13 protein-coding genes are annotated in these 18,407 nt (G+C 74.3%); 6 read left to right on the forward strand and 7 right to left on the reverse strand.

From position 1 onward, the window contains the following. Nucleotides 1–118: 118 nt before the first annotated feature. Nucleotides 119–883 carry an HNH endonuclease family protein gene (locus BM237_RS05450; RefSeq protein WP_425443651.1) on the reverse strand — a complete coding sequence of 255 codons (765 nt, stop codon included), beginning with the start codon at nucleotides 881–883 and terminating at the stop codon, nucleotides 119–121. 173 nt (nucleotides 884–1,056) lie between these two features. On the opposite strand from BM237_RS05450, the gene BM237_RS05455 reads away from it, so the two are divergent. After that, entirely contained in the window at nucleotides 1,057–1,845 is a 789-nt protein-coding gene (locus BM237_RS05455) for a hypothetical protein (protein ID WP_093848360.1), read from the forward strand. A gap of 54 nt (nucleotides 1,846–1,899) precedes the next feature. Here BM237_RS05455 and BM237_RS05460 read toward each other — a convergent pair whose 3' ends face one another. The 4 genes from BM237_RS05460 to rpsA form a co-directional block, all read right to left on the reverse strand. Continuing rightward, complete coding sequence (locus tag BM237_RS05460) at nucleotides 1,900–2,271, reverse strand: tetratricopeptide repeat protein (RefSeq protein WP_093848361.1); 372 nt, start codon at nucleotides 2,269–2,271, stop codon at nucleotides 1,900–1,902. A 249-nt stretch (nucleotides 2,272–2,520) separates the two neighbouring features. After that, a complete protein-coding gene (coaE, locus tag BM237_RS05465; protein WP_093848362.1) occupies nucleotides 2,521–3,126 on the reverse strand; it encodes a dephospho-CoA kinase in 606 nt (201 codons plus the stop codon). Nucleotides 3,127–3,249: 123 nt separating this feature from the next. Next, nucleotides 3,250–4,227: a PAC2 family protein gene (locus BM237_RS05470; protein ID WP_093848363.1), complete on the reverse strand. Its 978-nt coding sequence runs from the start codon at nucleotides 4,225–4,227 to the stop codon at nucleotides 3,250–3,252. Nucleotides 4,228–4,504: 277 nt separating this feature from the next. Next, entirely contained in the window at nucleotides 4,505–6,013 is a 1,509-nt protein-coding gene (gene rpsA / locus BM237_RS05475) for a 30S ribosomal protein S1 (RefSeq protein ID WP_093848364.1), read from the reverse strand. 354 nt (nucleotides 6,014–6,367) lie between these two features. Here rpsA and BM237_RS05480 point away from each other — a divergent pair, with 354 nt between their 5' ends. Continuing rightward, nucleotides 6,368–7,195 (forward strand): class I SAM-dependent methyltransferase, encoded by an 828-nt coding sequence (locus BM237_RS05480; RefSeq protein ID WP_093848365.1) that lies wholly within the window; start codon nucleotides 6,368–6,370, stop codon nucleotides 7,193–7,195. A 45-nt stretch (nucleotides 7,196–7,240) separates the two neighbouring features. Further along, complete coding sequence (hrpB, locus tag BM237_RS05485; RefSeq protein WP_093848366.1) at nucleotides 7,241–9,790, forward strand: ATP-dependent helicase HrpB; 2,550 nt, start codon at nucleotides 7,241–7,243, stop codon at nucleotides 9,788–9,790. A 56-nt stretch (nucleotides 9,791–9,846) separates the two neighbouring features. On the opposite strand, the gene BM237_RS05490 is transcribed toward hrpB, so the two are convergent. Continuing rightward, nucleotides 9,847–11,334: a lytic transglycosylase domain-containing protein gene (locus tag BM237_RS05490; RefSeq protein ID WP_107415203.1), complete on the reverse strand. Its 1,488-nt coding sequence runs from the start codon at nucleotides 11,332–11,334 to the stop codon at nucleotides 9,847–9,849. Between the two features lie 326 nt (nucleotides 11,335–11,660). After that, nucleotides 11,661–14,405 carry a DNA polymerase I gene (gene polA, locus BM237_RS05495; protein ID WP_093848367.1) on the reverse strand — a complete coding sequence of 915 codons (2,745 nt, stop codon included), beginning with the start codon at nucleotides 14,403–14,405 and terminating at the stop codon, nucleotides 11,661–11,663. A gap of 92 nt (nucleotides 14,406–14,497) precedes the next feature. On the opposite strand from polA, the gene BM237_RS05500 reads away from it, so the two are divergent. From BM237_RS05500 to BM237_RS05510, 3 genes are all read left to right on the forward strand, one after another. Next, nucleotides 14,498–16,798 (forward strand): FdhF/YdeP family oxidoreductase, encoded by a 2,301-nt coding sequence (locus tag BM237_RS05500; protein ID WP_093848368.1) that lies wholly within the window; start codon nucleotides 14,498–14,500, stop codon nucleotides 16,796–16,798. Between the two features lie 80 nt (nucleotides 16,799–16,878). Continuing rightward, nucleotides 16,879–17,352, forward strand: a complete 474-nt coding sequence (locus BM237_RS05505) for a PaaI family thioesterase (protein WP_093848369.1) — start codon at nucleotides 16,879–16,881, stop codon at nucleotides 17,350–17,352. 111 nt (nucleotides 17,353–17,463) lie between these two features. After that, on the forward strand, nucleotides 17,464–18,354 hold the full coding sequence (locus BM237_RS05510; protein ID WP_245793422.1) for a trypsin-like serine protease: 891 nt from the start codon (nucleotides 17,464–17,466) through the stop codon (nucleotides 18,352–18,354). Nucleotides 18,355–18,407 lie beyond the last annotated feature (53 nt).

The following is an 18,407-nucleotide window of genomic DNA, read 5'->3' on the forward strand; positions in this document are numbered from 1 at the left end:
TGGGGACGGTGCCGGCGGATACTGCCGGTACCCCCATGCTGGGGAAGACCGGCCCTCTCCACCAGACCGCCCTCTCCGCCCCGCCGCCCGGCCCGGCCGCCCGCCCGCGCGGCGGGGTTCAGCTCCCGCACTGCCGGAGCATCGTCTCCTTGTCCGGTGCGGTGACCGGCATCTCGTACTCCAGGGCCACCTGCGCGAAGCGCACCGCGTAGGCGCAGCGGACCGGCTTGTTCGGCGGCAGCCAGGAGGCCGGGCCGGAGTCGCCCTTGGCCGAGTTGGCGCGGCCCTCGACCGGCAGCAGGTTCAGCGGGTCGTTGGCGAGCCGTTCGCGCTTGCCCTCCGGCCAGCGGGACGCGCCCATCTGCCAGGCGTACGACAGCGGCACCACATGGTCGATCTGCACCTCGGCGGCGTCCTGCTTCTTCCAGGCGATCTCCTCGCCCGTGTAGGGGTCGGCCAGCGTCATGGCGACGACCACGCAGTCGGAGCCGGAACGGAAGCGCAGCTCCTCGCCGTCACGGGCGAGCAGGTCGTTGCGGGTGTCGCAGCCGTTGCGCGCCAGCGGCACCCCGTCGGCGGTGTCCATCCACGCGTAGCCGAACTCGTCCCGGTCGTACCCCGTCCTGGGCCCGCGTCCCCTGGTCGCCAGTTCCGACACGATCTCGCGGGCCCTCTCGCGGTCCGCGGCGGAGGACACCGGCGCCAGTCCCGGCTCGGTGCCCTCCTCGTTCTCCAGCGGGCTGACGGCGCGTCCGGCAGACGCGCCGGACTCCGTCGCCGGGGACGGGGCTTCGAGGTCGATCGACTCGCAGCCCGTCAGGAACAGGGCGGCGCTCAGCGCGACGGCGGTGGCGGAAACCGGGCGGAGGACTGGTATCGGCACGGGCTGTCCAGGGATCGGTGCGGGTGTGGGCGGTGGGCCGGCCACTGCGGACAGGACCGGCCCACCGCCCATCATTCCCCGGCGCCCGGGGCGAAATCCGATTGCCCTCCCCCGGCGGGCGGAGGACGGTAGGGGGCTGTCGGAACCGATCGATCCCACCACGGGGGTGTGCCATGACCAGTCACTTCGGAGCCATCGGCCTCGAGGTGGGCGGCAGGCGGGAGTACGGCGAACTGCTGCGGCGACTGTACGCCCTCGGCCGCGCGGAGCCCGTCGGCGGGGGCGCGGTGCGGGTGGTGTGGACCGGCGCGGGCGGCGCACGTGTCGAACTGGAGATCGACGACGAGGGCTCCCTGACGCATGTACTGCCCGCTCTGGCGCCCCGGGGGGCGCCGGTACCGGTGCGCGGCATCGTTCTGGCCCCGGACGGGGTCGCGCACATGGAGCTGCTGGACGGCGAGGGCGGCCGGACGCTGTGCCCGCTGCCGGTGGAGCTGACCGACCGCGCGGAGTTGCGCGCGCTGGGAAGGCGGCAGGGCGGCGCGCCCACCGAGGGGTTCGTGCGGCTGAGCGCGCTCGCCGAGCGGATCGACCTGTACGAGGACCGGGCGGCGTACGACGCGGCGCAGCGGGATCGCGAGCCGGGATTCGCGCCGGAGTACCTCATCCCCTCCGGGCTGTTCCGCCCCGAGGACTCGGGCCGGGAGTGGGCGCCCGTGGCGCGGGCCCTGTTCGCGGGCGGTGTGGTGGCCGCCGAACGCGTCGGGAGCGAGATCGGCGGCGGGGTCTTCCACCGCCTGAGGGTGCGGACGCTCGGCGGGATCGAGGTGGACGTCGCCGCCGCCGATGCCCAGCTCCCGCACGCCCCGGCACCGCGGGGGTGGGCGGGCCGCTGGGTGGAGGGGGCCTTCTTCATGACCGGCTCGCTGGGGCTGGAGATGCCCCGTGGCGCAAACCGGTGAGCGGCTCGCGCGGCCTCGCGGGAGGAGACCGCCCGGACAGGCGCCGGGCGGCGGTCAGGCGGCGCGGTCGCCGAAGCGGGCCGCCTCCCAGAAGTCCGGCCGGGGGTCCAGCGCCGCCGCCAGGCGGAAGTGGCGCAGCGCCTCCTCGTCGCGGCCCGCGCGCTCCAGGGTGCGGCCGAGGGCGAAGTGCGCGAAGGAGTTGTCCGGTTCGCGCTCCAGGACGACCAGGAACTCCTCCTCGGCGGCGCGCAGCTGGGCGCTGAGGAAGAACGCGCGGGCGCGCAGCAGGCGAACGGACGTCTTCTCCGGGAAGGCCGTGACGACGGACTCCAGGAGCTTCAGCGCGCCCCTGGGGTCGCGGGCGGCCAGCAGCTGCTCCGCGGCACGGTACTGGATGACATGGGTTTCGGGCGTGGTCTCGGGCACGTCGACGCCTCCTCGACCGGGATCGGCCGCGTCGCACTGGCCGCGGGATCACGGGTCCTTCGGGTACGGGGGTGCTTACGGGGGCGTCGCGGGACGTCCGGGAACGTCCTGGGAACGCCCTGGTGTACCGCCACGGCAACGCGCCGCCGCGCGGGCATATTCCCGCTGCCCTTGTGCGGGGATTCTTCCCGGCGCGGGGAGTCGTCAAGCACACCGCCGCGGCCGCCCACCGCGTCCGGTCCGCCGTCCTCAGGCCCGCCCGCCGGCGCGTTCCCCCAGCCGCCGCCATACCTCGGCGACCTGGGGCTCCAGCTTCTCCAGCGGGCCGTCGTTGTCGATGACGATGTCCGCGACCGCCAGCCGCTGCTCGCGCGTCGCCTGGGCGGCCATCCGGCCCCGGGCGTCCTCCTCGTCCATGCCGCGCAGCCGCACCAGCCGGTCGAGCTGGGTGGCCGGGGAGGCGTCGACGACGACCACCAGGTCGTACAGGGGCGCGAGACCGTTCTCCGCCAGCAGCGGCACGTCGTGCACGACCACCGCGTCCTCGCCGGCCGCGCGCTGGAGTTCGGCCGAGCGCACCCCGACCAGCGGGTGGACGATCGCGTTGAGCGCCTTCAGCTTCTCGGGGTCGCCGAAGACGATCGAGCCGAGCCTGGGCCGGTCCAGGGTGCCGTCCGGGGCGAGGACCTCCTCGCCGAACTCGGCGACCACCGCGGCGAGCCCCTCGGTGCCCGGCTCGACGACCTCGCGGGCGATCCGGTCGGCGTCGACGATCACGGCGCCGTACGCGCCGAGCAGCCGCGAGACCTCGCTCTTGCCCGCGCCGATTCCGCCTGTCAGCCCCACGGAGAGCATGGCCGCGCCTCCACCTGTGTCCGTGCCCGCAGCGCGCCCCGCGCCGGGCGGCGGGGCCGCGTACCGCACACGGGTTCGCCCGCGGCGGCTGCCGTCACCCTACCCAAGCGTGGGCGGGGCCGATCAGGGCCGGGGGCCGCCGTTGTCCCCGTCCCCGGTCCCGTCTCCGCCCTCTCGCTCGGCCAGGAAACGCTCGAAGACCTCCCCCAGCTCCTCCGCCGAGGGCAGTTCGGCGGGTTCGGCGACCAGGCTGCCGCGGGTCTCGGCCCCGGCCACGGCGTCGTACTGCTGCTCCAGCCCCCGGACGACCGCGACCAGTTCGCCGTCCCCCTCCGCGAGCTGCCGCTCGATCTCCTCCCGCACGCGGTGCGCGTCGGCGCGCAGTGCCTGGGTGATCTCCGGCAGCACCAGCCCGGTGGCCGCGGTGATCGACTCGACCACGGTCAGGGCGGCCTCGGGGTAGGTGGAGCGGGCCACATAGTGCGGGATGTGCGCGGCGAAGCCCAGTACGTCATGGCCGGACTCGGCCAGCCGCAGTTCCAGCAGCGAGGCGGCGCTGCCGGGAACCTGCGCCTCGTCGAAGGGCATCTGGCGCACGGGGGTGAGGTCCAGGCGGTTGCCGTGCGGGGTGAGGCCGACGGGGCGGGTGTGGGGCACGCCCATGGGGATGCCGTGGAAGCCGACGGACAACCGCACGCCGAGCCTCTCGACGATCTCGCGCACGGCGGCCGTGAACCGCTCCCACTCGACGTCCGGCTCGGGGCCGGCCAGCAGCAGGAAGGGGGTACCGGTGGCGTCCCGCAGCAGCCGCAGTTCCAGCCGGGGGGTGTCGTAGGACGCCCAGTGGTCACGCCGGAAGGTCATCACCGGCCGGCGGGCGCGGTAGTCGACGAGGCGGTCCACGTCGAAGCGGGCGACGGTCGTGCGCGGGCCGCCGTCCAGCAGCCCCTCGACGATCTGCCCGCCGGTCTCGCCGGCGTCGATGAAGCCCTCGAAGTGGTAGAGCATGACGGGCCCGGCACTGCCGGGCTCACCGACGACCGCCTCGGCCTCCGCCAGGCCGGCCGTGTCCCATGCGTACAAACCCTGCGGGTCCAGCACCTTCGCCGCTCCTCCGTGTCGCTTCCATCTGTCGGCAACATCCGCCGCCGCGTGCGCATTCCCCTGACCGGGTGGCCGGAAGGCCTCTCCGGCACCGCATCGTGCCATCTTCGGTGCGTCCCCCGGCACCGGGGGTCTCCCCGCGTTCCCCCGCGGGGGCCGTGCGAAGGGGGCGGGAACGCCACATGGCCCCCTCCCCGGACGGGGAGGGGGCCATGCTTCATGCGCTACCGCGGGCCGCCGCGGGCGGGCCTGCCGGCCGCGGTGGCCCGGCGGGTCAGCTCTGGCCGCCCGCGAGCTTCTCGCGGAGGGCCGCCAGGGCCTCGTCCGACGCCAGGGCGCCGGAGCTGTCGTCCGACTCCGAGGAGTAGGAGCCGCCGCCACCGCCGGCGCCGCCACCGCCCTGCGGGGCACCGCCGCCGGCACCCTCGGCCTCGGCCTGGGCGTCGGCCTCGCGGGACTTGAGCACCTGCGCCTGGTGCTGCTCGAAGCGCTGCTGCGCCTCGGCGTACTGGCGCTCCCACTCCTCGCGCTGCTTCTCGTAGCCCGGCAGCCAGTCGTTGGCCTCCGGGTCGAAGCCCTCGGGGTAGATGTAGTTGCCCTGGTCGTCGTAGGACGCGGCCATGCCGTACAGGGTCGGGTCGAACTCGACCGCCATCGGGTCGGCGCCGAAGGACTCGTTGGCCTGCTTCAGCGAGAGGCTGATGCGGCGGCGCTCCAGGTCGATGTCGATGACCTTGACGAAGATCTCGTCGTTGACCTGGACGACCTGCTCCGGGATCTCCACGTGGCGCTCGGCCAGCTCGGAGATGTGGACCAGGCCCTCGATGCCCTCGTCGACCCGGACGAACGCGCCGAACGGCACCAGCTTGGTGACCTTGCCGGGCACGACCTGGCCGATCTGGTGGGTCCGGGCGAACTGCTGCCACGGGTCTTCCTGGGTCGCCTTGAGCGACAGGGAGACGCGCTCGCGGTCCATGTCGACGTCCAAGACCTCGACCGTGACCTCCTGGCCGACCTCGACCACCTCGGACGGGTGGTCGATGTGCTTCCAGGACAGCTCGGAGACGTGGACCAGACCGTCCACGCCGCCCAGGTCCACGAAGGCGCCGAAGTTGACGATCGAGGAGACGACGCCGGACCGCACCTGGCCCTTCTGGAGGGTGGTGAGGAAGGTCTGGCGAACCTCGGACTGGGTCTGCTCCAGCCAGGCGCGGCGGGAGAGGACCACGTTGTTGCGGTTCTTGTCCAGCTCGATGATCTTGGCCTCGAGCTCCTTGCCGACGTACGGCTGGAGGTCGCGGACACGACGCATCTCGACCAGGGAGGCCGGCAGGAAGCCACGGAGGCCGATGTCGAGGATGAGACCACCCTTGACGACCTCGATGACGGTACCGGTGACGATCCCGTCCTCTTCCTTGATCTTCTCGATGGTGCCCCAGGCCCGCTCGTACTGGGCACGCTTCTTCGAGAGGATCAGGCGGCCCTCCTTGTCCTCCTTCTGGAGGACCAGGGCCTCGATCTCGTCACCGACGGCGACGACCTCGTTCGGGTCGACATCGTGCTTGATCGACAGCTCTCGGGAAGGGATGACGCCTTCGGTCTTGTAGCCGATGTCGAGCAGGACCTCGTCCCGGTCGACCTTCACGATGACGCCGTCGACGATGTCGCCGTCGTTGAAGTACTTGATCGTCTCGTCGATCGCGGCGAGGAAGGCTTCCTCGGAACCGATGTCGTTAACCGCAACCTGCGGGGTGGTCACGGTGGTCTCGGTGCTGCTCGTCATGTGGAAAAGGGCTCCGGTACGGACATTGAAGTCGTAGGTACTGCTACGCCGAGAGCCCGTATCGCACTGCCGAAGCCGGACAGCCTGAGAGGTGCTACACCGAAGATCTCCGAGGAAACCACGAGCACCTCGACAACCGAGGGGACATACAACAGATGCGAGCGCGACCTGCTCCGTCCGAGGCGCGCAGGCCCGCAGCGCAACTTGTAGCATACGGGGGCAGCCGGGCGGGGTCAATGCGCGAACGAGGACACACGGGACTTTGGTCCCAAATCCGGCACAAGTCGCCGGATCCGCGTCCCGTTCCCGCCCCCTTCCGGCCCCGCCGGAACCGAGGCTACGACGACGGGCGAGATGAACCAGGACAGCGAACCAGAGCCGGAGGCCGCCCGCCGCGACGCGGACGCCGCCGAGAGCAGCCGGGCCAGCCGCGGATGGTGGGACCGGAACGCCGACGAGTACCAGCGCGAGCACGGCGGCTTCCTCGGCGACGACCGCTTCGTGTGGGGCCCGGAGGGCCTGGACGAGGAGGAGGCCGGTCTGCTGGGCCCGGCGGAGCGGCTGGCCGGCCGCTCGGTGCTGGAGGTCGGCGCGGGGGCGGCGCAGTGCTCGCGCTGGCTGGCGGCGCGCGGGGCGCGCCCGGTGGCCCTGGACATCTCGCACCGGCAGCTCCGGCACGCGCTGCGCATCGACGGCGCCGCCCCCGCGTTCCCCCTGGTGCAGGCCGACGCCGGGGCGCTGCCCTTCGCCGACGGCTCCTTCGACCTGGCCTGCTCCGCGTACGGGGCGCTGCCCTTCGTCGCCGACCCGGTGCGGGTGCTGCGCGAGGTGCGCCGCGTCCTGCGGCCGGGCGGCCGGTGGGTGTTCTCCGTGACGCACCCGGTCCGCTGGGCCTTCCCCGACGAACCGGGGACGGAGGGGCTGACGGTCACCGCCTCCTACTTCGACCGCACGCCCTACGTGGAGCAGGACGAGCGGGGGCGCGCCGTCTACGTCGAGCACCACCGCACCCTCGGCGACCGTGTGCGCGACCTCACCGCCGCCGGGTTCCGCCTGGTGGACCTGGTGGAGCCGGAGTGGCCCGAGTGGAACCGGCAGGAGTGGGGAGGCTGGTCGCCGCTGCGCGGCCGGCTGATCCCGGGCACCGCGATCTTCGTCTGCGAGCGGGACCGGCGGCACTAGGGAGGAGCTTCCGGGGAGCCCTCGGAGCGCTGCGAGGATGGGGGCATGCCCCTGCGGACCGACGCCCTGAGCCGACTTCCCGTACGCACCGCCCTGCCGGCGCTGGAGGCGGCCCTCGACACGCGCGGGGCGGCCGTGCTGTGCGCCCCGCCGGGCACGGGCAAGACCACCTTGGTGCCGCTCGCCCTGGCCGGGCTCGCCGGCCCGCGGGAGGGGGCACCGGCGCGGCGCGTGCTGGTCGCCGAACCGCGCCGGATCGCGGTGCGGGCCGCGGCGCGGCGGATGGCCTGGCTGCTGGGCGAGCCCGTCGGCGCGAGGGTCGGGTTCACCGTGCGCGGGGAGCGGGCGGTCGGACCCGGTTGCCTGGTGGAGGTGGTGACCACCGGGGTGCTGCTCCAGCGGCTCCAGCGCGACCCGGAGCTGCCCGGGGTGGACACGGTGGTGCTGGACGAGTGCCACGAGCGGCATCTGGACGCGGACACCGCCGCCGCCTTCCTGCTGGACGTACGCGCCGCGCTGCGGGAGGAACTGCGCCTGGTCGCCGCCTCGGCCACCACCGACACCGGTGCCTGGGCCCGGCTGCTGGACGCGCCCGTGGTGGAGGCGTCCGGCGCCTCCCACCCGGTGCGGGTGGTGTGGGCGCCTCCGGCCCGCCCGGTGCGCCCCGCCCACGGCACGCGGGTGGATCCGGCCCTGCTGGAGCACGTCGCGGACACGGTGCGCCGGGCGCTGCGGGAGGAGGAGGGCGACGTGCTGTGCTTCCTGCCGGGGACCGGGGAGATCGCCCGGGTGGCCGCTCTGCTGGACGGAGGTGCCGGCGCCGAGGTGCTGCAGGTGCACGGGCGGGCCCCGGCCGCCGTCCAGGACGCGGTGCTGGCGGGTCCGGCCGGACGGCGGCGGGTGGTGCTGGCCACGGCGGTGGCCGAGTCCAGCCTGACGGTGCCGGGGGTGCGGGTGGTGGTGGACGCCGGGCTGTCCCGCGAGCCGCGCACCGACCACGCCCGGGGGCTGAGCGCGCTGGCGACGGTGCGGGCCTCGCGGGCATCGGCCCGGCAGCGTGCGGGACGGGCCGGGCGTGAGGCGCCGGGGGTGGTCTACCGCTGCTGGCCGGAGGCCGAGCACGACCGGCTGCCGCGCTTCCCCTCCCCCGAGATCGCCGTCGCCGACCTCACCGCCTTCGCGCTGCGCGCGGCCTGCTGGGGGGATCCGGACGCGCGTGGACTGGCGCTGCCCGACGCGCCTGCGCAGGGTGCGATGGCGGCGGCCCGCGAGGTGCTGCGCGCGATCGGCGCCGTGGACGCGCGGGGGCGGGCCACGGAACGCGGGAAGGCGATGGCCTCGCTGGGCCTGCACCCCCGGCTGGCGCGCGCCCTGCTGGACGCCGCTCCCCGGGTGGGGGCTCGGCGGGCGGCCGAGGTGGTGGCGCTGCTGAGCGAGGAGCCTCCCCGGGAGTACGGCGACGAGGTGGCGGCGGTATGGCGCACCGCGCGCCGGGGCCGGGACGCGTACGCCGCCCGCTGGCGCCGGGAGGCGCGCCGGCTGGAGGGCGCCCTGCCCGGCGGGCGCGGCGGGCAGGACTCCGCGGGGGCGGCCGACGACGCGGCCGCCGCCCTGGTGGTGGCGCTGGCCTTCCCCGAGCGGGTGGCGCGCTCACGCGGCGAACGGGCGTATCTGATGGCCTCCGGCACCCGCGCCGAACTCGCCCCGGGGTCCGGGCTGCGCGACGCCCCCTGGCTGGCGGTCGCCGTCGCCGACCGGCCCGTGGGGGCCGCCTCCGCGCGGATACGGCTGGCCGCGGCGGTCGACGAGGACACGGTGCGGGAGGCGGCCGGGGCCCTGTACTCGGAGGCCGAGGAGATCGGCTGGTCCGCCGGGCGGCGCGATGTGGTGGCCCGGCGCGTGGAACGGCTGGGCTCGATCGAGCTGTCCTCCCGCCCCCTGCGCGACCCCGGTCCCGCGCCGCTGCGGGCGGCCCTGCTGGAGGGGCTGCGGCGCGAGGGCGTGGGGCTGCTGCGCTGGACGCGGGAGGCCGCGTCGCTGCGGCAGCGGCTGGCCTTCCTCCACCGGGAACTGGGCGAGCCGTGGCCGGACGTGTCGGACGAGGCGCTGCTGGCACGGGCGGACGAGTGGCTGGACGGGGTGCTGGGCCCGGCGCGGCAGCGGGCCGATCTGGAGCGCGCGGATGCCGGCCGGCTGCTGGCCGCGCTGCTGCCCTGGACCTTGGGGGACGCCGCCCGGCTGGACGAACTGGCGCCGGAGCGGATCGAGGTGCCCTCGGGCTCGCGGGTACGGGTGGACTACGGCGGGGAGCGGCCGGTGCTCGCGGTCAAGCTCCAGGAGCTGTTCGGCTGGCAGGAGGCACCCCGGCTGGCGGGCGGCCGGGTGCCGCTGCTGGTGCATCTGCTGTCGCCCGCGGGTCGGCCGGCGGCAGTGACCGCGGATCTGGCGTCGTTCTGGCGCGACGGTTACCGCTCGGTGCGGGCCGAACTACGCGGCCGCTACCCCAAACACCCCTGGCCCGAGGATCCGGCGGCCGCCCGGCCGACCGGGCGTACGGCCGCCGCGGCGCGGAGGGCTTCCGGGCGGGGAGGCTGAGCGGTGCCCGCCGCGCCGCGGGGTCCGGTGGCCACCGGACCCCGCGGCGCGGCGGTTCAGTCCTCCTGGCGGGCCTGGACGGTGGCGCCGGCGGTCGGGGCGGGGGTCTGCTCCCCGTCGTCCTGCTGCCCGCTGCCGTCCTCGCCCTCCCCGGGCTCGTCCGGGTTCTCCGGCTCCTCGTCCCCGCAGGGGTTCTCCGGGTCCTCCGGGTTCTCCGGGTCCTCGGCGGGCTCGTCCGGGTTCTCGGAGTCCTCGCCCGGCTCCCCGGTCGGGGTCGGGGAGGGTGAGTCGGCCGGCTCCTCGGTGCTCCCTCCGGGCTCCTCCGGGCTCTCGGGGTCGTCCGGGTCCGCCGGGCAGCCGGGCTCGTCCGGGTTCTCGGGTTCCTCCGGCTCTTCCCCGGGCTCCTCGGGATCGTCCGGGTCCTCCCCGGGCTCCTCGGGATCGTCCGGGTCCTCCCCGGGCTCCTCGGGTTCCTCCGGCTCTTCCCCGGGCTCCTCCGGGTCCTCGGGATCGTCCGGGTCCTCCCCGGGCTTCTCGGAGTCGTCGGGCGGAAGAGGGGTGACCGTACCGTCCTCGGAGACGGGCGGCTTCGGGGAGGGCTTCCCGTCCTCCCCCTTCTCACCGCCGTCGCCGCCCTTTTGGTCGTCGGCCTTCTCGCCCGGTCGCCCGGTGGGGCCGCCGCCCGGCTCGCCACCCGGCCGCGCGGGCCGCGACTCGTTGCCCGCGCCGGGGCTGTCGGGCAGCGCTCCCTCACCGTCGGGCACCTCGTGGACGCCCTTGCGGTAGAAGTCCAGCCAGGACAGCACCGTCCGCAGGTACTCCCGCGACCGGTTGTAGCTGAGGACGGCCCGTTCCAGATCGGCCGGGTCCGACAGGTTCCTGCCGCCCGCGCACAGGTAGCGCCCCGCGGCGAGGGCGGCGTCGTAGATGTTGTTCGGGTCCTCACGGCCGTCGCCGTTGCCGTCCGCGCCCCAGTTGGCCCAGGTGGAAGGGATGAACTGCATCGGCCCGACGGCCCGGTCGTAGCGGGTGTCGCCGTCGTACGCGCCGCCGTCGGTGTCCGAGATGTGCGCGAAGCCCACGCCGTTGAGCGCGGGTCCCAGGATCGGCTTGTGGGTGGTACCCCGGGCGTCCACGGCTCCGCCGCGCGCCTGCCCGGACTCCACCTTGCCTATCGCGGCCAGGAGTTGCCAGGGAAGGTTGCAGCCGGGCCGCTCCTCGCCCAAGGTCCGCTCCGCCCGCTTGTAGGCGGCCAGAACGGTGGCGGGTATGCCGGACTCGGCGGGACCGGTGACGTCCGGCAGATCGCTGGAGGATCCGGGCTTGTCCGGCTTGACCAGCGGCGGAAGCTCGGTGTGGTAAGGGGAGTTGCCGTCGGCGGGAAGGTCGGGGGACTCCGGGGAGCCGGCCGCCTCCCTGCCGCCGGGCTGCACCAGTTCCAGGCCGGGCCCCTGGGACGCGGTGAGCGCGGCCATCGCCGCCGCCGCCACCGCGGTGCTGGTAACGCCCCTTCGGACCCTGCCCACGAGCCGCCGAGCCGCCATCTGCCAGACCCTCCACGCTGTTGTCACGCGCTGCCGCGCCGCACCTGCCGGATACGGCGCCCCTCAGACGCTCTGTACGGTTGTGTACGTCCTGTGTGTCCGGTTCCCCGGCACCTGCCGCATGTCCGTGCCCCGGCCGCACCGCCTCCCCCGTGAGGGGTAACGAACGGGACACTACGGCAAGTTCGGCACCCGATCCACCACATCCGAGGACGACGCGGCAACGCACACGACCGTTCCACCGGACGTTCACCGCCGTGTGCCGCCCGGGGGCCGGTACCGGCCCCCGGGCGGCACACGGCCCTCCGCGACCGTCCGCGACCGCCTCAGTGGGCGGCGTCCTCCCAGTTCCCGCCGGAGCCCACGGAGACGTCCAGCGGCGCCCTCAGCCGGACGGCTCCGGCCATCTCCCGGCGCACCAGCTCCTCCACCGCCTCCCGTTCGCCCGGGGCGACCTCCAGCACGATCTCGTCGTGCACCTGGAGCAGCATGCGCGAGCGCAGCTCCGCCTCGCCCAGCGCCCGGTCCACCTTCAGCATCGCGATCTTCACGATGTCCGCGGCGGTGCCCTGGATCGGGGCGTTGAGCGCCATCCGCTCGGCCATCTCGCGGCGCTGGCGGTTGTCGCTGTTGAGGTCGGGCAGGTAGCGGCGGCGCCCCAGGATGGTGTGGGTGTAGCCGGTGGCCCGGGCGTCCTCCACCACCCGGTGCAGGTAGTCGCGCACCCCTCCGAAGCGCTCGAAGTAGGCGTCCATCAGCCTGCGCGCCTCCTCGGCGGTGATGCCGAGCTGCTGCGACAGGCCGAAGGCCGACAGCCCGTAGGCCAGCCCGTACGACATGGCCTTGATCTTGCGGCGCATCTCCGGGTCCACCCGGTCCTTGGGGACCTCGAAGACCTGGGAGGCGGCGGTGGTGTGCAGGTCCTCGCCGGAGGTGAACGCCTCGATCAGGCCCTCGTCCTCCGACAGGTGCGCCATCACCCGCAGTTCGATCTGGCTGTAGTCGGCCGTCAGCAGCGACTCGTAGCCCTCGCCGACCACGAAGCCCCGGCGGATGGCCCGGCCCTCGTCGGTGCGCACCGGGATGTTCTGCAGGTTGGGGTCGGTGGAGGAGAGCCTGCCGGTGGCGGCGACCGTCTGGTTGAACGTGGTGTGGATACGGCCGTCGGTGGTGATCGTCTTGATCAGGCCCTCGACGGTGGTGCGCAGCTTGGACTGCTCGCGGTAGCGCAGCATGATCACCGGCAGCTCGTGCTCGGTCTGCGTCGCCAGCCAGGTCAGCGCGTCGGCGTCCGTGGTGTAACCGGTCTTGGTCCGCTTCGTCTTCGGCAGGCCCAGCTCGCCGAAGAGCACCTCCTGCAGCTGCTTGGGCGAGCCGAGGTTGAACTCGTGGCCCACCGCGGTGTGCGCCTCGCGCACCGCCTGCTGGACGGCCGCGGCGAACTGCTGCTCCATACGGCCCAGCCACTCGCGGTCCGCGGCGATGCCCGCCCGCTCCATCCGCGCCAGCAGGCCCGAGGTCGGCAGCTCGATGTCCTGGAGCAGACCGGCCGCGCCGACCTCCGTCAGCCGCCCGGCCAGCGCCCCGCCCAGGTCCAAGGCGGTGCGGGCCCGGGCCATCAGCGCGTCCGCCTCGGCCTCCTCGTCCGCGCCCAGCGCCAGCTGACCGCTGCTCTCGGCGGGCCGGGCCGGCTCCCGGCCCAGGAACTCCACCGACAGCGCCTCCAGGGCGAACGAGCGGCGGCCCGGCTGCACCAGATAGGCGGCCAGCGCGGTGTCCATCGTGACGCCGGCGACGCTCCAGCCGTGCTCGGCGAAGACCCGCATCACCGCCTTGGCGTCGTGCATGACCTTCGGCCGGTCCCCGTCGGCGATCCACTCCGCGAACGCCCGCTCGTCGGCCTCGTCCAGCTGGGCCGGGTCGAACCACACGGCCGGCCCCCGTCCGGTGGCCAGGGCGATCTCGCCGACGCTTCCCGAACCCAGCTTCCAGCTGTCGACGGTGGCCACGCCCAGCGGATCGGTGCCGGATGCGGCGTGCTCGGCCAGCCAGGGGGCCAGCTCGCCGGTGCCGGCGACCACCCCGTCGACCTCCACGCCGTCCGCCGGGGCCGTCTCCTCCTGGCCGGACGCGCCCGGGTCGACCGCGTACAGCCGGTCACGGAAGCCGGTGTTGCGGAACTCCAGCGCGTCCAGCACCACCTCCAGCGCCCCCCGGTCGTACGGCGCCCGCGCCAGGTCCGCCGGGCCGGCCGGCAGCTCCACGTCGCACACCAGCGCCGTCAGCCGCCGGTTGAGCCGGACGCCGTCGAGGTGGTCGCGCAGCTTCTCCCCGACCTTGCCCTTGACCTCGTCGACCCGCTCCAGCAGCTCGGTGAGGGAGCCGAACTGCCTGATCCACTTCGCGGCGGTCTTCTCGCCCACTCCGGGAATGCCGGGCAGGTTGTCCGACGGGTCGCCGCGCAGGGCCGCGAAGTCCGGGTACTGCTCGGGGGTCAGGCCGTACTTCTCCTCCACCTTCTCGGGGGTGAAGCGGGTCAGCTCCGACACTCCCCGCGTGGGGTACAGCACCGTCGTCGCGTCGTTGACGAGCTGGAAGGAGTCGCGGTCACCGGTGACGATCGAGACGTGGAAGCCCTCGGCCACCGCCTGCGTGGCCAGGGTGGCGATGATGTCGTCCGCCTCGAAGCCCTCCACCGCGAACCGCCGGATGCCCATCGCGTCCAGCAGCTCGCCGATCAGCTCCACCTGCCCCTTGAAGCCGTCCGGGGACTTGGAGCGGTTCGCCTTGTAGTCGGCGAACTCCTCCGTGCGCCAGGTCGTGCGCGACACGTCGAAGGCGACCGCCAGATGGGTGGGGTCCTCGTCGCGCAGCGTGTTCGCCAGCATCGAGGCGAAACCGTAGATCGCGTTCGTCGGCTGCCCGGTGGTGGTGGAGAAGTTCTCCTCGGGCAACGCGAAGAACGCCCGGTAGGCGAGGGAGTGCCCGTCCAGCAGGAGCAGGCGCCTGTCCTGGGACTCGGGCGGTTCGGAGGAGTTCGCTGCGGTCGCTTTCGATGCTTTGTTGGCCACGCCCCGATCCTGCCACGCACCACCGACACCGGTTCACGGGCCGCCCTGGAGCCACTGTCGCGCCCCGGTGGAGCGTGGCAGGATCTGCGGCCATGAGACGCAGGCCGCCCGCCACCGATCCCGTCCAGGACGCCCCCCGGGTCGGCGCTCCGCGCCGAAGCGCCGCCGGGCTGCCCGCCGTCGCCCGCTCCCTGCGCATGGCCGGGGAGCAGATGGGGGTGCGGCGCACCGCGCTGACCCTGCTGAGGGTCAACCAGGAGGACGGCTTCGACTGCCCCGGCTGCGCCTGGCCCGAGCCGGAGCGGCGGCACACCGCGGAGTTCTGCGAGAACGGCGCCAAGGCCGTCGCCGAGGAGGCCACGCTGCGGCGGGTGACCCCCGCCTTCTTCGCCGAGCACCCCGTGGCCGACCTGGCGACGCGCTCCGGGTACTGGCTGGGTCAGCAGGGCCGCCTCACCCGGCCGATGTACCTGGCCGAGGGCTCCGGCCGCTACGAGCCGATCGGCTGGGACGAGGCCTTCGAGATCGTCGCCGGCGAACTGCGCGCCCTGGACTCCCCCGACGAGGCCGTCTTCTACACCTCCGGCCGTACGAGCAACGAGGCCGCCTTCCTCTACCAGCTCCTGGCCCGCTGCCTGGGCACCAACAACCTGCCCGACTGCTCCAACCTGTGCCACGAGTCCTCCGGCGCCGCGCTGACCGAGACCCTCGGCGTCGGCAAGGGCAGCGTGCTCCTGGAGGACCTCCACCGCGCCGACCTGGTCATCGTCGCCGGGCAGAACCCGGGCACCAACCACCCCAGGATGCTCTCCGCGCTGGAGAGGGCCAAGCGGGGCGGCGCGCGGATCATCACCGTCAACCCGCTGCCCGAGGCCGGCCTGGAGCGGTTCGACAACCCGCAGACCCTGCGCGGCCTGGCCGGCTCCGGCACCCCGCTGACCGACCTGTTCCTGCAGATCCGCATCGGCGGCGACCAGGCCCTCTTCCGCGAACTGTGCCGCCGGGTGCTGGAGGCCGACGGCGGGGTGGACGAGGCCTTCGTCCGCGAACACACCCACGGCTACGAGGAGTTCGCCGCCGCGGCCCGCGCCACCGACCCCGCCGGCGTGCTGCGCGCCACCGGGCTCGCCCCGGCCGACATCGACCGCGCCGCCGAACTGGTGCTGGCCTCGGAGCGCACCGTGGTGTGCTGGGCCATGGGCCTGACCCAGCACCGGCACGCCGTGCCCACCATCCGCGAGATCGTCAACCTCCTGCTGCTGCGCGGCGCCGTCGGCCGACCCGGCGCCGGGGTCTGCCCGGTGCGCGGCCACAGCAACGTCCAGGGCGACCGCACCATGGGCATCGTCGAGAAGCCCTCCGGCGCCCTGCTGGACGCGCTGGAGGCGGAGTTCGGCGTCCCCATGCCGCGCGAGCACGGCCTGGACGTGGTGAACTCCATCCGCGCCCTGCGCGACGGGCGGGCGAAGGTGTTCTTCGCCCTCGGCGGCAACTTCGTCGCCGCCTCCCCCGACACCCAGGTGACCGAGACCGCGATGCGGCGGGCCCGGCTGACCGTGCACGTGTCCACCAAGCTCAACCGCTCCCACTGCGTCACCGGCGCCCGCGCCCTGATCCTGCCCGTCCTCGGCCGCACCGAGCGCGACGTACAGGCATCGGGCGAGCAGTTCGTCACCGTCGAGGACTCCATGGGCGTCGTCCACGCCTCCCGCGGCCGCCTCGCCCCCGCGAGCGGGCACCTGCTGTCCGAGCCCGCCGTCGTCTGCCGGCTGGCCCGCCACGTCCTGGGCCCCGGTCACCCCGTGCCCTGGGAGGAGTTCGAGGCCGACTACGCCGCGATCCGCGACCGCATCGCCCGCACCATCCCCGGCTTCACCGACTTCAACGCCCGCGTGTCCCGCCCCGGCGGCTTCACCCTGCCCCACGCCCCGCGCGACGAGCGCCGCTTCCCCACCGCCACCGGAAAGGCCAACTTCACCGCCGCGCCGCTGACCTGGCCGCATCTGCCCCCCGGCCGCCTGCTGCTGCAGACCCTGCGCTCCCACGACCAGTACAACACCACCGTCTACGGCCTCGACGACCGCTACCGCGGCATCAGGGGAGGCCGCCGCGTGGTCCTCGTCCACCCCGGCGACGCCGCGGAACTGGACCTGCCGGACGGCTCCTACGCCGACCTCACCAGCGAGTGGGACGACGGACGCGAACGCACCGCGCCCGGCTTCCGCGTCGTCCACTACCCCACCGCCCGCGGCTGCGCGGCCGCCTACTTCCCCGAGACCAACGTCCTGGTCCCCCTCGACGCCACCGCCGAGACCAGCAACACCCCCGCCAGCAAGTCCGTGGTGATCCGCCTCACCCCCGCCCCCGGGCCCGGCGGCCCCTCTGATAAGTAAGACGGTGCACAGCACATCCACCACCCGCCGCACGGCCGTGCTCCACCGGCCCCCGGCACGACGATCGGAGCCACGCGCCCATGGGCGAGCCGACCAGCACCGTCTTCCCCCAGGAGATCCTCGACCAGTGGGCCGGGCTCGGCATCGACCTGCCCGCCCTCTTCTCCGCCGGCCGCCTCGGCGAGCGCATGGGCCTGGTCATCACCCACGCCGCCCCGGAGAAGGTCGTCGGCACCCTCCCCGTCGAGGGCAACACCCAGCCCTACGGGTTGCTGCACGGCGGCGCGTCCGCCGTCCTGGCCGAGACCCTCGGCTCCGTCGGCGCCATGCTCCACGGCGGCCCCACCAAGATCTCCGTCGGCGTGGACCTCAACTGCACCCACCACCGCGGACTGACCTCCGGCACCGTCACCGGCACCGCCACCCCCGTGCACCGCGGCCGGTCCACCGCCACCTACGAGATCGTCGTCACCGACGAGCAGGACCGCCGCGTGTGCAGCGCCCGGCTCACCTGCCTGCTGCGCGACGCACCCGCCGGCGCCTGGGGCAACTGACGACCCTCACCGAAAAACCACAGGTCACAGGGTTCTGCAGAGCCCGGACAGTGCGCTTTGATACCGGTCCGGGCCGCCACCGGGGCGGCCAGGGACGAAAGGGCACCGATCGTGCGGGCCACACGCCTGACATCCCGGAAGCGCGCCGCCGCCGTCACCACGGCCGCGGCCGCTCTGGCCATGGCCGCCGCGCTCCCCGCCGCGGCCATCAGCACCTACAACTCCTCCCCCGCCCCGGAGCGGACCGAGGTCGGGGCGCTGGTCATCACCTACGACCACGACGAGGACGCCACCACCCCCGACCGCGTCGACTGGTTCTGCTCGGGCACCATGATCGACCGCGACACCTTCCTCACCGCCGCCCACTGCACCACCGACTGGCCGGCCGGCGCCCGCTTCCACGTCTCCCTGGAGCAGGACGTACGGGCCGCCCTCGACGCGGCCGCACGGGAGCATCCCGGCGACCCGGCCGCCGTCGCCGCGGCCGTCGCCGTCGAGGGCACCGCGCACAACCATCCGGAGTATCCCGGCCCCGCCACCGACACCCGCGACATCTCCGTCGTGGAGGTCCCCGCCGACGAGATGGCCGGCCGCTGGGACTTCACCCCGGCCACCCTGCCCACCGCCGGACAGCTCGACACCATGGGCCCCCGGGCACTGGACGGCACCGGCTTCACCGTTGCCGGCTACGGCACCCAGGAGGCCCAGCGCGGCCCCGGCGGCCACACCCACCCCGGCGGCGGCGTGCGGCTGAAGGCCCCCACCTCCTTCAACGCCCTCAACAAGGCGTGGGTACGCGTGGCCATGACCGCCCCGCAGGGCAACGGCGGCGCCTGCTACGGCGACTCCGGCGGCCCCAACTTCGCCGAGATCGACGGCGAACGCGTCCTGGTCGGCACCACCATCACCGGTGACGCCCCCTGCTACGCCACGAACGTCGCCCACCGGCTCGACGCGCCCGGCGCCCGCGCCTTCCTCGCCCCCTACACCGACCTGCCCTGACCGGTTGCGGAAAACGGCGACGGCCGCGGCGACCAAGAGGTCGCCGCGGCCGT

The sequence above is a fragment of the Streptomyces mangrovi genome, from assembly GCF_900114215.1.
GTDB lineage: Bacteria > Actinomycetota > Actinomycetes > Streptomycetales > Streptomycetaceae > Streptomyces > Streptomyces barkulensis.

Coding starts and splice junctions, on each gene's coding strand:
- hrpB (WP_093848366.1), top strand. CDS start 7,241: ATGCCCCTGCGGACCGACGCCCTGAGCCGACTTCCCGTACGCACCGCC.
- BM237_RS05455 (WP_093848360.1), top strand. CDS start 1,057: ATGACCAGTCACTTCGGAGCCATCGGCCTCGAGGTGGGCGGCAGGCGG.
- BM237_RS05505 (WP_093848369.1), top strand. CDS start 16,879: ATGGGCGAGCCGACCAGCACCGTCTTCCCCCAGGAGATCCTCGACCAG.
- BM237_RS05490 (WP_107415203.1), bottom strand. CDS start 11,334: ATGGCGGCTCGGCGGCTCGTGGGCAGGGTCCGAAGGGGCGTTACCAGC.
- coaE (WP_093848362.1), bottom strand. CDS start 3,126: ATGCTCTCCGTGGGGCTGACAGGCGGAATCGGCGCGGGCAAGAGCGAG.
- BM237_RS05480 (WP_093848365.1), top strand. CDS start 6,368: ATGAACCAGGACAGCGAACCAGAGCCGGAGGCCGCCCGCCGCGACGCG.
- rpsA (WP_093848364.1), bottom strand. CDS start 6,013: ATGACGAGCAGCACCGAGACCACCGTGACCACCCCGCAGGTTGCGGTT.
- BM237_RS05500 (WP_093848368.1), top strand. CDS start 14,498: ATGAGACGCAGGCCGCCCGCCACCGATCCCGTCCAGGACGCCCCCCGG.